Genomic DNA, 13,893 nt, shown 5'->3' on the forward strand with positions numbered 1-13,893 from the left:
GTTTTGTTTTTTCAATAAATAAAAAGTCTATAGGAGAATTAAATGAAGAAGCCTAACCGCGTATTTGCACCGATTATTATTGCTGGAATCACTGTAGGATTTTTGGCAAGTGCATATAAATTCGTGATCGCAAAGTCTGGCACGAGCAAAGAAAAATCAACATCAAATAGCTCGCAATCCTCTTCTGTTGAAGCAGCGAATTCTCCTGAGCATCACTCTTAGTTCATCAAATGATCTGCTCAATTTGAATTTTCTAGACGAATTGAGCAGCGGCTTGTGCTGATGACCACGCCCATTGGAAGTTATATCCCCCAAGATGACCTGTTACATCGAGAACCTCTCCAATAAAGTACAAGCCTTTTTGTTTTTTACTTTCCATGGTTTTGGAGGATACCTCGCTGGTATCAACGCCACCGAGAGTCACTTCTGCAGTTCGATATCCCTCAGTTCCTGAAGGTTTTACAGCATAAGCATGTAGTTGTGTTGCAATGTGCTCCAGTTGAGCATCACTGATATTGCCAATCGCAGTTTCACTGTGATCCGCCCAAATGAGTTGCTGTAACTCAATAACGATACTTTTTGCAGTGAACTCATTCAGTAAAGTTCTGAGTAGAACTTTAGGTTGTGATTTTTTCTTGGCTTTGAAAAAATCCAATAAATCTTGGCTTGGGAAAAAGTCTATTTTAAAACTTTCTCCAACATGCCAATAATTGGATAGTTGCAAGGAGCTTGGACCACTTAAACCGCGATGGGTAAATAAAAGTGCTTCAGTAAATTGATGACGATCGTTGATCAAGGTTGCATCTAATGCATTACCACTTAAGCGAGTGGTTACCTCTTTAAACTGATCTGAAAAAGTAAAGGGAACAAGACCAGCACGGGTTGGCAATACATGATGTCCGAACTGCTTTGCCAGTTCATAGCCAAAACCTGAACCGCCTAATGTTGGAATCGATAAACCACCAGTGGCAACTACTAACGACTCACAGTGATAAGTGCCTTGATTGGTTTCAATAATAAAACCTGAATCTGCTTTATTTTTTACCTGTTCAACTTCGCAGTGTGTTTGAATTTCAACGTGCTTTGATTTGCTACATTCTGAAAGTAACAATTCAAGATTTTCTTTAGAGCCTTTCAGCGTGAAGAGCTGACCATGTTTACGTTCTTCGTATTCAATGCCATATTCACAGACCAAACCAATAAAATCCCAATTGGTATATCTTGTTAAGGCAGAAATCACAAAATGAGGATTTTCTGAAAGATAGTTGGAAGGCTCCACCTCTAAATTGGTGAAGTTACATTTACCGCCACCAGACATCAGAATTTTTTTACCAACTTTATTGGCTTTTTCGAGTACAACGACTGAACGTCCACGTTTGCCTGCTTCAGCAGCTAACATCAAGCCCGATGCACCTGCACCTAAAACAACCACATCAACTTGATGAACCATGAGCATTACTCGATAGAATACGAAAAGCGGGCAATTATAGAAGATTTAAAGCCTTTTGAGTACGTCGATTGTTTGATTAAAAAATATGCCTTTAAAATCAAGGCATGCTATAAAGTTGAATTCTATAGAGGGCTAAAAATAATGAACGATAAAACATTTTTAAACGATATTCAGCCGAACAACCAAGATTAACCAAGACAATATACTTTATTGCCTATGGTTTATATGCAGCCAGTATTTTTGTGGGTTTGACCAGTATTGCAGCTGTCATCATGAACTATATGAAACGTAATGAAGTACAAGGTACGTGGTTGGCGAGCCATTTTGAATGGCAAATCAAAACCTTTTGGTTCACGCTCATTGGTGCTGTGATTGGTTTCGTACTGTCATTTGTCCTCATCGGCATTCCAATCTTGTTTGCGGTGTCGATTTGGTTTATTTATCGCATCGTAAAAGGTCTTGTGGTGTTTATGGACAATAAACCAATCGGTGATGGATGGTTTTAAGCCGTTAGAATCAGTAGATCAAAAGTCACTTCAGGGTGACTTTTATTTCATGCGTCCTTGTAGCCCACCTGTATGAATCGCTAAGATTCTCGTATTCACAGGGAAGTGCCCTTGTTGAATTAAATCAAATAATCCCATCATCATCTTAGCTGTATAGATTTGCTCTAGTGGAACAGCATATTGTTGTTCGAATTGCTGCATAAATTGCAGCAGTTCAGAATTGGTTTTGGCATAACCACCACAACAATATTCATCTGTTAAAGACCAGTTGGTTTTATTGGTCCATTGTTGAATATCGTGCTTGAGAAAATCACCTTTAAGTGCCGAAAAGCCTAAAATATGTTGCTGATCTGAACTACTTTTGATGATCCCTGCAATCGTGCCACCTGTACCGACAGCACAACAAATCACATCATAATTTTCTCGATCATCAGCAGACAGAATTTCTTTCGTGCCTTGTATCGCAAGTTGATTAGTCCCGCCTTCTGGAATAATCCAAGTATTTGGATAACGCTGTTTTAATTGTTGTAAATACTCAAGTTCATGGCGAAGTCGGTATTCAGCTCGACTGACAAAATGCAGTTGCATACCAAAATCTTGTGCGGTTTGCAGGGTTGGATTGAACGCTTGTTTAGCTAACTCCTCACCACGAATAATGCCAATACTTTGAAAACCAAAATAATGTGCTGCATAAGCTGTTGCAGCGATGTGGTTGGAGTAGGCCCCGCCAAAGGTCAGTACTTGATTTAAATTTTGTTGCTTGGCTTCGAATAGATTGTATTTCAGTTTAAAAAATTTATTCCCTGAAATCTGAGGGTGAATGAGATCAAGACGTTTCACCGTCAATTGCACAGGAAAGGGAAGGTCTAATGTTTGATAAGGAGTTGGAAAAGCAATGTGATCAAACATTGGAATAAACAAAAATTGGATTTGATCACATTGTAAATGTATTTGATTGAGAATGTCAGTGCTGCATTAAGAGTCGGTATCTACAGAGCTAATCACGGACATACCAGGACGTAAATTTTCGATGCCTTTTTGGTTTGGATCTATCGCAATACGCACTGCAATCCGTTGCACCACTTTAGTAAAGTTATCTGTGGCATTATCAGGTTTTAGTACGCTAAATTCGGAACCAGCCGCAGGGGAAATTTGCTCTACATGTCCTGTGAATTTCTGATGATTCATGGCATCCACAGTAAAATACGCTTTTTGCCCAATTTTCATATTGGCAATTTGCGTTTCTTTAAAGTTCGCAATCACCCATGTTTGTTTCGGGATTAAATACAATAATTGTGTTCCTGCCGCCACGTATTGACCTACTCGTGGATTGACCTCACCGAGTTGACCATCTAGTGGCGCAACAATCGTGCTGTAATCCTTTGTGGTATTGGCTTGATCCAATTGCGCTTGTGCGCTATTCACTTGTGCTTTTAGTCCAACTTGAGCGACTTCTGCCGTTTTTAATGCTTCTTGTGCAACGAGGATATTCGCCTGCGCTTGTTTGAGCAAAGCTAGATTATTTTGTGCATCTGCAGCAGCTTTGTCTTGTTCAGATTTTGATGCTGCACCGCTATCTCCAAGTTGTTGATAGCGTTTAAGTTGTGCGATGGATAAGTCGTATTGCGCTTTGACTTGATCAAGTTTGGCTTGTGCTGCAACCACATCAGCTTGGCGTTGGGCGATGGCTTGAGTTTGATTGGCTAGACTATTTTCTGCTTGTTCTACACCTGAGACAGCCTGCGTGACTTTTTGATCATAGGTGGTTGCATCAATATGCATCAAGACTTGACCTTGTTTGACCTGATCAAAGTCCTTGACCAATACATCTTTGATATAACCATTAATCTGTGAGGAAAGAATGGTGGTTTTGCCTTTCACATAGCTGTTGTCAGTTTGTTCAATCGCCGTATGAAATGGACCAATTCGCCACGCCCATAAAATAATGGTAATCCCCACGATTAATACTAAAAGCATCCACCATAAGGTTGAGCGTTTAGTTTTAATCAATTAACTGGTTGTAGGTGGCGGTGGTGGTGGCATTTTAGGCACGGACTCAACTGCTTTGTCAGACTGAGCATGATTATTCTGCTTAGCGTTTTCGATCTTGGAGCTTTCTGGTTTCTCTTGTTCAGACATAATTTTTTCTCAATCAAATACAATAAAAGTTAATTTACTGTTTGCAAGCTTCTACAGGTTTTGTACTTATTCCGAGCATATTTAAATAAGCCCCAAAGCAGCAAAATAACGGCAAAGATGCCATTTAAGGCAATCACATCGTTGTAGGCACGAACCTGAGCTTCACGAGTCACCACCTTATTTAAATTCTGTAGGGCTTGATTGTTTTGTAAAACAGGGTCATTCGTTGTGAGCATTGAACTGTGTTGATAACTTTGCAAACGCTGTGCGACGAGAGGATCGGTAGGATCAAGATTGCTACTAATCTCAACTTTATAATCATAAGTGTGGCGTTGCTGATAGGTATTGAAAAATGATGAACCGACTAAACCACCAAAGTTTTGTGTGGCTGAGAACAGTACAATGAAAGTCACGACATATTGAGGACCACGTTGTAAGGTACGCATAAAACCCATCAATAGCAGTGGACCAATAAATACGCCCCCTGCAAAACTCACCAAGAACTGGCTTCGATAAAAATTGGCAGGTCGTACATCACTGGTCAGGTGATAATCCAAAGCACATGCGATCAGAATTAAAACTTCAGCCAGAAATAAATTTAAAATTAAGCGATCACGATGAAATGTCAGCGCACTAAATACCGAACCTGCAATCGTTCCACAGAAAATAACCACATAAAGCGGAACAAATTGATCAGGACCCATACCAACAGTTTTTAGAAAATTGACCGCAGCGTAGCTTTGTTCAGACATTAATAGTCTGAGCGCAAAGGCACTGACGATGAAACTCAAAAGATCGCCTGTCGCCAACCAACGTGTCATGATCAGTGGATTGCGACGATAATGTTCATAAGTCAAACCGAACACAATTAAACAAAAACCGACGATCAAGGTATAGGCTAACCAAGGGCTATCAAACCACCAGTGAATAGGCCCTTGTGTTAACACGATACACAGGCAGGCGAAACCTGGAGCGAGCAGTGCAAAGGTAAAGAAGTCTTGTTTCTCAAAAACCGCGAGACGCATACTTCGAGGCAGTTTTAAAGCTACCACCATTGCAAAACAACAAATTGCCAAACCCAGTTCAAAGGTATAAATCACATCCCATTGATTGGCGCTTAGTAAAAACGGCGAGATAATCCAAGCCAAAGGCAAACCGAGTTGCTGAAAGCCGAAAGCCAAATAAATCCCTTTAGCCATATCTGCTTTACCAAAAGCTTGCATGGTGTAATACATACCCAATGAGCTAAGTGGAGCAGCGGCTAAACCTGCAATAAAACGGACAAATAAAGCCATTTCATAGGTTTTGACAAAGATGTGTAAGACCAACACACCGATGAATACTAATAATCCAATTTCTGAAAATAGTCTTAAACCATATTGTTGCCGAGCTTTAAATAAGATCAAATTTGAACTGACATTTGCCATCACATAAGCAGCAGGTAACCAAGCTGCTTGTGATGGTGTGAGACCATACTCACCTTGGAAAATTGGTAAATTAGCGACAATAAAACCATTACTTAAACTGGCAGCAATACAAATAAATAGCCCAATAAAGAAATATGCAAAACGTTTTGGCTTTGCATGTGCGATAGCCGTAGGAGAGCCGGGTAGCGTAGGGCGTTCATCGGCTGACCAATCTGGTGGGGTTTCAAGATAGCGAGGGCTGTTATCCATATTATTCCTCGAACTAAATTTTGATGCCGTTTAATAATAATTCTATTGCACGTTTTGCCAGTCGCACTTGATCAGAAGCAAGATGCCCTTGAAAAGAAGAGCCTAAGATCGCCGTAATCATGCCAAAGTCTTGCGGGGTCAGATCAGGGCGACATAATTGATGTGCTATGGCTTTATCAATTAAAGGTTGTAATGCTTTATCTCGTCGCTCATAAATGTTTAGCATGATTGGGTCTTGGCGATCAATGATACGCCAGTAATCAATCAGTACGATCAGATGAGGGAGTTGTTCAATATGTCCTTCAATCAAACGAATAAAACCATCATTATATTCGAGTAGAGCTGATGCTCTCTGTTCTAAGCGCATCATCGCTTGATCAAGTAGGGCAAACATGAGTGCTTTGCGATCTGAGAAATTACGATAAAAGGTTGCTCGTCCTACGCCTGCATGATCAATAATCGCTTGTAATGGCACATGTACACCTTGAGCCCGAAATACCTCTTCTGCTGCATGAAGCAATTCTTCGCGGTTATGAGCAGCTTGTTGAACACGTTTATTCATTATTGAACTTGCTAAGTATAAATTGGATAAGAGTTATTTAGCGGACAAATTTGTCCGATTTAAATAAACGATCGATATCTGATTTGTTTATATTGAGTAATAGAGGTAAATTGGTTTGTGTAGCAACAAACTTATCGTATTAAAAAATAAAACAATTTGATTTTGAAAATTTTAAGGTAGGTTTTATATGCAAGCCTTCATGCATCGATTTTTTCGTGGTTTAAAACATCGTCCATACTTATCCGCAACTTTTGCTTTGGGCTTCGTTATCTTTTTTGTGCTGCAAACATTCAGCTCATGGCATTGGGCGACACGGCTACAAATTGGCTGGAATACTGCCATCTGGCTATATCTGTTTATGATCCTAAAGATGATGTGGCGTTTAGATCCAGAACACATCTTAGAACGAGCAAAGCAACAAGATGAAGGGAAGTGGATGATACTTACGGTTGCTTTAATCGCAATTGTTGTTTGTTTTATTTCGATTGCTGTGCAACTCAGTCATGTTCCCAAAGATCAAGCAATCATTAAAACGATTCTGATCTTGCTAACGATAGGAACTATTTTCTCATCGTGGCTATTACTGCATACCTTGTTCGCTATCCATTATGCACATGACTATTATCTTGCGAAAAGCCGTCAAGTCGATGAGGGATTGGATTTTCCAAAAACAGATCAACCTGATTATCTCGATTTTGTCTATTTCAGCTATATCATTGGCACTTCTGCACAAACCGCAGATGTTTCTATTACTAACTCACAGCTTAGACATCTGAATATTTTTCATTGTGTTTTAGCTTTTATTTTTAATACCGTGATTTTGGCGGTTGCAATCAATGTGGCAGCGAGCCTGATCGGTTTTGGCTAATTAACAATGCTAAATGAATCTATAAGGTGAGTTTTATAATTCAAAATAGTGAAATAGTGGAGTAAATATTTAATATTTTATCTGGTTAAATAAGAAACGTAGATGATTGGTTTTTTATTTAATAGCTCATCTTAGCTCAGTAATTCTGATAGTTTTTTATAGAAGTTATTTGATTTTTATTATTGTTTTTAATTAATTTATTGAATTATAAGATTTTATCCATACATTGTGGTTTGTAAAAAATAGTATCTTGTATGAGTCTTTTTCGCATAAAATATTTGCTAGAAAATTATTCTAATTTTGAGGTTTATCTTGGAATCAATATTGATTTTAGGCTCGATTACATTGGCATTGATGTTAGGTGCGATTAGCCCTGGTCCGACATTTATTTATGTTGCAAAAAACTCGATTGCGATTTCACGTAAACATGGTTTATTTACTGCGCTTGGTACAGGTACGGGTGCCGCTTTGTTTGGTTTTCTAGCTGTGATGGGATTACAGGCAATCTTACTTGCAGTGCCTTCAGCATATTTGGCTTTAAAAATCTTTGGTGGTCTGTATTTACTTTGGCTTGCTTATAAAATTATTAAACATGCTAAAGAACCAATGGCATCAACGGAGGGTGCAGTTCATAACATGAGCTATGCACAAGCTTTTCGTTTAGGTCTTATCACGCAGTTGAGTAATCCTAAAATTGCAATCGTGCTTGCCAGTATTTTTACTGCTTTATTACCTAAAGAAATTCCAACTTATTTCTATGTGGTGTTGCCAATTTTGTGTTTCTTTATTGATGCAGGTTGGTATTCGCTAGTGGCTGTTGCATTGTCAGCAGAAGGACCACGTAAAGTTTATTTAAAATCTAAAGCTGTTTTTGATCGTATCGCAGGTGGTGTCATGACCTTGCTTGGATTGAAGTTGATCTTTGGAATGAAGTGATAAAAGAAGCGACCAAGAAGGTCGCTTTTTTATGGGCTAATTCTAAATAAAAACATTTAATCTTTGAAATGAGTTGGAATCCATTGATAGCTTTTTCCATCGGCTGAATAAATGTGTCCAATGCCGGGGAACGGTAAATGTGGAGCGGCAATGGTTTGTCCGTTTTTAGCAAAATCAGCGAATTGCTTTAAACGCGTTTCAACGGCTTTTTTCGGGTCTATATCGTATTCAATTGCCGTTTCAGGCTTATCAAATTGCACAGTATGTGAATGTACGATATCTCCAATAAACACCACGTTTTCATCTTTGGTTTTTAGCTCATAGCTAAAATGCCCTGGTGTATGTCCCGCCGTGTTAATGACTTTAAAACCTTGAATGTCATCTCCGAGTTTATACGTTTTAAAGCGTTGCTTGGTTTGGTAAGGCGCAATCGCTTGTTTAATTTTCTCAACCGTACCTGAGTAATTGGCTTGTTTTTCTTTTGGTAATTTTGCTGCTTGTTTCGGATCTAACCAATATCTTGCTTCATCATCAGATACATAGACTGTCGCATTAGGGAAATTGGCAATACCATCTTTACTGATTCCACAGACATGATCGGGATGTAGATGTGTGAGTAGAATGGTATCGACTTGTTCAGGTTGATAGCCTGATGCTTTTAGGTTGGTTAAAACTGAACCTAAATGAGCACCAAAACAACTAGCTGCACCGCTATCCACTAATACTAGAGATTTTCCTGTATTAACGAGGAAGGCATTGACTGAGGTTTGTACGCCTTTCTCTTGATCTGCATAGTATTTCTTCAAAATTTCTTGGACTTGTTGTTGAGAAATATCTTTAAACAAGCTTGGTGACATAAAGTTTGTACCATCGAGCAGGGCTGTGATTTGTACATCACCTGCTTGATATTGATAGTAACCAGCGACTTGCTTTTGTAGGGAGATGGTGGATTCAGCAGCTTGGATGGTATGGGCTGTGGTGCTTAGAGCGAATACGAGGAATAGGGGGGTAAATGTTTTCATGGGGTTCTTATAAGTTTTAAAGGGATGGGTATTTTTTATCATACTTAAATATAAATTTTAAAATTTTTTGAAAGCTCTTTTTCTTGCGCCACATATGGCTCAGGGAAAAGGTTGGGATGAAGGTTATATACTATAGTTGAATACTTTAGGACTTACGCATTGACGGATTCAAAAAAGTACTAAAATACTTTATAAAGTATCTGTGATCAGACGAATTAAACATGCTTCTACAGCAACTTGTACTCTACCCATTTATATGGGCTTTCTCATGACAGAACCGAACTCTATTAGCTGCACACAACTTGCCGAGACTTATAATATCTCGCATGATAGTGTAAATCGCTTTCTAGAGCGTGAAGATTACACACCTCACGACCTATATCAAGAATCAATTCAACATATTGATAATAACAAACTTATAGTCAGTATTGATGATACTGTTTTAGATAAACCATATAGTCAACATATGGACTTAGTTAGTTATTTTTGGTCAAGCAAACACCACCGATCCGTCAAGGGTATTAATCTCATTACCTTGTATGCGACAGATCAAAATGGTCAAAATATTCCAATTAATTTCCGAATTTATGACAAATCTGAAAGTAAAACCAAGAATGATTACTTTATGGATATGTTAAGTGAAGTACTCAGTTGGGGTGCAAAGATTCAATTTATTACAGGTGATAGTTGGTATTCATCGACTGGAAATTTAAAAACCATAAGAAAATATGGTATTCGATTTATGTTTGGTATCGACTGTAACCGTAAGGTTTCCCCAGAAAAAGGACAATGGTTTCAACTGCGTTTATTGCCAGATTTCCATCAGGGTCAAGTAGTCTGGCTCAAAGATTTTGGCTTTGTACAATTATTTAAGACTCAGTTAAAAGAACAGCAGAGGTTTTATATTGTGCATCAAGATGAAGATGATTTATTGTCCTTTGAGGGTTTTCATGAATTACATTCAAGTCATTGGAAAATAGAGCAATATCACCGGGTGATTAAACAGGTTTGTCATATTGAAAAGTTTCAAGTAAGACGATCTAAACTGATTTTGAATCATATTTTTTCAGCCTTGATGGCCTACGTTGAGATACAAAAGAACCAGTTTGAGCGGATCTTTGAAAATATATATCGTTGGCAGAAGAAATTATTTAGACCAATGATCAAAAACTTCATTGATGACTTTATTCTCGATAAAAATCATCTGCTACCACAGAGAATCTATAAATAATAGTGCGTAAGTCCTATACTTAATTTATTATCACACCTAAAACCATAGGAAATTAGGTTTTACAGATGTTTCCATGTGCTAGTGTTTTTAGAATTTAGCTATATTTACCTTACTTTTGACATATAAGAAATTCAACTTCGTAAGGTAACATTCCAATATTGATTTAATAATGGATTCTCCCCATGGGGAAGGGGCGGGGTGAGGGAAATCCCAAAAACAAAAAAGCCCCTACAACGTAGAAGCTTTTTTACAACTAAAAATTATTTTTTACATTCTGGCTGTGAACGGTCAATTACTTGAGTACCTTCAACACGGTAACCAATCTGCCCCACAATAAATGCTTGATTCAATTGAGTAATAACAACATCAGATAAAGCCACAGCACAACGATCTTTTTCAATTGCACGATCTACCGCTGTTTTGAAGTTAGGAATACCTAATGGGAATAAAACTACCGGAACCTTATCTTCACCTGTGACACGCTCACCCTTCACAAATTGGTTTGAGTTCAAGTTATAGTTCTTCGTAGAAGCTACAGTCATGTCTGCCATACGAACTGAACAGCCTGTAAATGCAATTGTTGACATCGCTAGAACTGAAACTAGTAATTTTTTCATGCATACCCCGGATAGTTATAAAAAATAAAAAGCGCTTTTATTTTATCGATATATTTTTTTAAAACAAGAAAATAAATTATATAAATGGTATAAAAAAGCCCCTACATCAGTAGAGGCTTTTTCTTATCTAACATTTAAATTCTTAAGATACTTTATCGCCAGCTTTAGCTCCAGATTCAGGTGAGATCACCCAAACCCCTTCACCATTACCCGCTGCAAGTACCATACCGTTAGAAATACCAAAACGCATTTTACGAGGTGCAAGGTTAGCGACCATCACCACCAATTTGCCTTTTAAGTCTTCGGGCTGATAAAACTCACGAATACCACTAAACACATTGCGTGGTTCAGCTTCACCAACATTTAAAGTGAGTTGAAGTAATTTATCAGAACCCTCGACAGTTGAAGCTTCTAAAACTTCAGCTACACGTAGGTCAACTTTCATAAAGTCTTCAATACCAATAATTTCAGCTTCACCCACTTTAGGCTCAGGCTTCTTCTCAGCTTTCTTTTCTTTTTTCTTTTCCACTTTTGGTGCTTCTGCCGCAGCAGCTAAAGAGTCTTTAGATGCATCAACCATGGCTGCAACTGCTTTAGGATCAACACGCTGCATAAGCGGTTGGAATTGAGCAATTTCGTGTGCAACGAGGATTTGCTGACGTGATGCAAAGTCAAAGCTTTCAAGTTGTAAGAAAGACTGAACTTGAGCCGCAAGTGTTGGAAGCACTGGAGCCAAGTAAATTGCAAGCTGACGGAATAAGTTGATACCAACTGAGCAAACATCATGAACTTGTTGTTCTTGACCTTCTTGCTTCGCAAGCGCCCACGGTTTTTTCTCATCAATATATTGATTCGCTTTGTCAGCAAGAGCCATGATTTCACGAATAGCAGCAGAGAATTCACGTGCTTCATAGGCTTGAGCAATTGAATCGCCCGCATCAATAAAGCTTTGAACCAATTCAGGTTCAGCGCATGTGTTTGAAAGCGTATTATTGAAATTGCTGTTAATGAATTTTGCACAACGGCTGGCAATATTTACCACTTTACCTACAAGGTCAGAATTCACTTTCTGTACGAAGTCATCCAAATTCAAATCCGAATCTTCAACTTTGTCAGAAAGCTTAGAAGCAAAGTAATAACGTAAATATTCTGGGTTCAAGTGCTGTAAATAAGTTTCAGCTTTAATGAATGTACCGCGAGATTTTGACATCTTCTGACCATTCACTGTCAAGAAACCATTTACGAATAAACCAGATGGCGTGCGGTAGTTCGCACCTTCAAGCATTGCAGGCCAAAACAGTGCATGGAAGTAAACGATGTCTTTACCGATAAAGTGATAGACTTCTTTGTCGCTGTCTTTTTTCCAAAAGTCATCAAAGCTTAGATCAGGACGTTTAGCTTTGATGTAGTTTTCAAAACTCGACATATAACCAATCGGAGCGTCTACCCAAACATAGAAATATTTGTTTGGAGCATCTGGAATTTCAAAACCGAAATAAGGCGCATCACGCGAAATATCCCAATCTGATAAACCCGATTCAAACCATTCATCTAGCTTGTTGGCAATAGACAATGGTAAACGACCTTGATCACGTGTCCATTTCTGTAAGTATTCTGAGAAATTCGGTAGTTTAAAGAAATAGTGATCTGATGATTTCTCAACTGGCGTTGCACCACTCAATGTTGAGCGTGGGTTTAATAACTCGGTCGCGTTATAGGTTGTACCGCAGACTTCACATGAGTCGCCGTATTGATCTTCCGCTTTACATTTCGGGCACGTGCCTTTAATGAAACGATCAGACAAGAACATGCCTTTTTCAGGATCAAATAATTGTGTGACAGGGCGAACAGCGATATTGCCTGCTTCACGGTTTTTAATATAAATCTCAGATGCACGTGCTTTGTTTGCATCGCTATGAGTTGAATCATAATGATCGAAATGCACACCAAAACCATCAAAATCACGAATGTGTTCTTTCTGAACATTGGCAATTTGCGCTTCAGGGCTAATGCCATTCGCTTCAGCACGTAACATGATCGCTGTGCCATGAGCATCATCCGCACATACGTAAGTCACGTCATGACCCATTGCACGCATCGCACGAACCCAAATATCTGCTTGGATATAACCGAGTAAGTGACCCATATGGATAGGACCATTGGCATAAGGAAGGGCATTGGTGACTAAAATTTTACGCACGGATATTGTTCTCTCATTCGTATTTACAAGGTGGATGATTTTACATGACTTAAGAGCGACTTGCACAAGGGAATCGGTGAAATCTTTTTAGCCTGAAGGGAATCTTATTTTGAAACTTCATACAAGCTTCACTTTGGCTTCAATCAAAGTACATCTGTTTGATCGAGAATAATCACAATATCAAAGAGAGGAAAATAAAAATGAGGTCTTGGTCATTAGTTTTTTCATCAGTCTCAGCCAGTTTAGTTTCTGTTTTTAGTTTTGTGATTCCATTTTGTTTGTTCTTAAATTATCGACAGAATCATCTGCTTCATGTAGTCAGTGATGGCATGGAAGTTATGATGTATTTGACCCCAATACTCATCGTTTTGGCTTTGATCTTTTATCTGATTGTTTTTGCAGTATTGAAATTGCCCACTCAGATTTTTGATTTATACCAGTTTTTAAAAATAAGTTTTGTGATCTTAATTGCTTGGGCTTTACTGGTCTTAATGATCCTCTTCGAAGATCAAGTGAACCACATTGATTTTTCAACTTTAAAAATTGGTGTTGTGATGTATTTCATGATGCTGCCGATTTTGGCTTTGAGTTGTATGGGGGCGAACAGTTGTTATTTTGTGATGAATAAAGTAAATCAAAAGAAGAACATGATCTTATTTTGATTAAAAAAGTATGTATCCCAAAGG

At 38.4% G+C, this 13,893-nt stretch carries 13 protein-coding genes and 2 pseudogenes; 6 read left to right on the top strand and 9 right to left on the bottom strand.

Annotated elements, in window-relative coordinates:
* The first annotated feature begins 42 nt into the window (after positions 1-42).
* Entirely contained in the window at positions 43-222 is a 180-nt protein-coding gene (locus R2H34_RS04295; RefSeq protein WP_004914255.1) for a hypothetical protein, read from the top strand.
* A gap of 31 nt (positions 223-253) precedes the next feature.
* Here R2H34_RS04295 and R2H34_RS04300 read toward each other — a convergent pair whose 3' ends face one another.
* Positions 254-1,450, bottom strand: a complete 1,197-nt coding sequence (locus R2H34_RS04300; protein ID WP_318342456.1) for an NAD(P)/FAD-dependent oxidoreductase — start codon at positions 1,448-1,450, stop codon at positions 254-256.
* Between the two features lie 141 nt (positions 1,451-1,591).
* Here R2H34_RS04300 and R2H34_RS04305 point away from each other — a divergent pair.
* Positions 1,592-1,956 (top strand): annotated as a pseudogene (locus R2H34_RS04305) (DUF4870 family protein).
* A 42-nt stretch (positions 1,957-1,998) separates the two neighbouring features.
* Here R2H34_RS04305 and R2H34_RS04310 read toward each other — a convergent pair.
* The 5 genes and pseudogenes from R2H34_RS04310 to R2H34_RS04330 all read right to left on the bottom strand — a co-directional run bounded on the left by R2H34_RS04310 (position 1,999) and on the right by R2H34_RS04330 (position 6,333).
* Positions 1,999-2,865 (bottom strand): 1-aminocyclopropane-1-carboxylate deaminase/D-cysteine desulfhydrase, encoded by an 867-nt coding sequence (locus R2H34_RS04310; RefSeq protein ID WP_005403154.1) that lies wholly within the window; start codon positions 2,863-2,865, stop codon positions 1,999-2,001.
* Positions 2,866-2,931: 66 nt separating this feature from the next.
* Positions 2,932-3,966 (bottom strand): annotated as a pseudogene (locus R2H34_RS04315) (HlyD family secretion protein); the annotation flags it as partial.
* On the bottom strand, positions 3,967-4,095 hold the full coding sequence (locus R2H34_RS04320; RefSeq protein WP_268811266.1) for a hypothetical protein: 129 nt from the start codon (positions 4,093-4,095) through the stop codon (positions 3,967-3,969).
* Positions 4,096-4,124: 29 nt separating this feature from the next.
* Complete coding sequence (locus R2H34_RS04325; protein WP_042893321.1) at positions 4,125-5,771, bottom strand: MFS transporter; 1,647 nt, start codon at positions 5,769-5,771, stop codon at positions 4,125-4,127.
* A 13-nt stretch (positions 5,772-5,784) separates the two neighbouring features.
* A complete protein-coding gene (locus R2H34_RS04330; protein WP_039047420.1) occupies positions 5,785-6,333 on the bottom strand; it encodes a TetR/AcrR family transcriptional regulator in 549 nt (182 codons plus the stop codon).
* A 187-nt stretch (positions 6,334-6,520) separates the two neighbouring features.
* On the opposite strand from R2H34_RS04330, the gene R2H34_RS04335 reads away from it, so the two are divergent.
* Entirely contained in the window at positions 6,521-7,201 is a 681-nt protein-coding gene (locus R2H34_RS04335; protein WP_042893324.1) for a DUF1345 domain-containing protein, read from the top strand.
* Between the two features lie 312 nt (positions 7,202-7,513).
* On the top strand, positions 7,514-8,137 hold the full coding sequence (locus tag R2H34_RS04340) for a LysE family translocator (RefSeq protein ID WP_004960271.1): 624 nt from the start codon (positions 7,514-7,516) through the stop codon (positions 8,135-8,137).
* 56 nt (positions 8,138-8,193) lie between these two features.
* On the opposite strand, the gene R2H34_RS04345 is transcribed toward R2H34_RS04340, so the two are convergent.
* On the bottom strand, positions 8,194-9,159 hold the full coding sequence (locus R2H34_RS04345) for an MBL fold metallo-hydrolase (protein ID WP_042893326.1): 966 nt from the start codon (positions 9,157-9,159) through the stop codon (positions 8,194-8,196).
* Between the two features lie 202 nt (positions 9,160-9,361).
* On the opposite strand from R2H34_RS04345, the gene R2H34_RS04350 reads away from it, so the two are divergent.
* Positions 9,362-10,390, top strand: coding sequence for a transposase (locus tag R2H34_RS04350; RefSeq protein ID WP_318342457.1), 1,029 nt, complete (start codon positions 9,362-9,364; stop codon positions 10,388-10,390).
* A 260-nt stretch (positions 10,391-10,650) separates the two neighbouring features.
* Here R2H34_RS04350 and R2H34_RS04355 read toward each other — a convergent pair whose 3' ends face one another.
* Together R2H34_RS04355 and metG are read right to left on the bottom strand one after the other, a co-directional pair.
* A complete protein-coding gene (locus tag R2H34_RS04355; RefSeq protein WP_004960269.1) occupies positions 10,651-11,007 on the bottom strand; it encodes a hypothetical protein in 357 nt (118 codons plus the stop codon).
* Between the two features lie 142 nt (positions 11,008-11,149).
* On the bottom strand, positions 11,150-13,207 hold the full coding sequence (metG, locus tag R2H34_RS04360) for a methionine--tRNA ligase (RefSeq protein ID WP_042891380.1): 2,058 nt from the start codon (positions 13,205-13,207) through the stop codon (positions 11,150-11,152).
* A 200-nt stretch (positions 13,208-13,407) separates the two neighbouring features.
* Here metG and R2H34_RS04365 point away from each other — a divergent pair, with 200 nt between their 5' ends.
* Entirely contained in the window at positions 13,408-13,869 is a 462-nt protein-coding gene (locus R2H34_RS04365; protein WP_042891381.1) for a hypothetical protein, read from the top strand.
* The last annotated feature ends 24 nt before the right edge of the window (positions 13,870-13,893 follow it).

It is taken from the genome of Acinetobacter sp. 16, assembly GCF_033439925.1.
In the GTDB taxonomy this organism is placed as follows: domain Bacteria; phylum Pseudomonadota; class Gammaproteobacteria; order Pseudomonadales; family Moraxellaceae; genus Acinetobacter; species Acinetobacter junii.

Coding starts and splice junctions, on each gene's coding strand:
- R2H34_RS04355 (WP_004960269.1), bottom strand. CDS start 11,007: ATGAAAAAATTACTAGTTTCAGTTCTAGCGATGTCAACAATTGCATTT.
- R2H34_RS04345 (WP_042893326.1), bottom strand. CDS start 9,159: ATGAAAACATTTACCCCCCTATTCCTCGTATTCGCTCTAAGCACCACA.
- R2H34_RS04300 (WP_318342456.1), bottom strand. CDS start 1,450: ATGGTTCATCAAGTTGATGTGGTTGTTTTAGGTGCAGGTGCATCGGGC.
- R2H34_RS04330 (WP_039047420.1), bottom strand. CDS start 6,333: ATGAATAAACGTGTTCAACAAGCTGCTCATAACCGCGAAGAATTGCTT.
- R2H34_RS04325 (WP_042893321.1), bottom strand. CDS start 5,771: ATGGATAACAGCCCTCGCTATCTTGAAACCCCACCAGATTGGTCAGCC.
- R2H34_RS04295 (WP_004914255.1), top strand. CDS start 43: ATGAAGAAGCCTAACCGCGTATTTGCACCGATTATTATTGCTGGAATC.
- R2H34_RS04320 (WP_268811266.1), bottom strand. CDS start 4,095: ATGTCTGAACAAGAGAAACCAGAAAGCTCCAAGATCGAAAACGCTAAG.
- R2H34_RS04335 (WP_042893324.1), top strand. CDS start 6,521: ATGCAAGCCTTCATGCATCGATTTTTTCGTGGTTTAAAACATCGTCCA.
- R2H34_RS04365 (WP_042891381.1), top strand. CDS start 13,408: ATGAGGTCTTGGTCATTAGTTTTTTCATCAGTCTCAGCCAGTTTAGTT.
- R2H34_RS04310 (WP_005403154.1), bottom strand. CDS start 2,865: ATGTTTGATCACATTGCTTTTCCAACTCCTTATCAAACATTAGACCTT.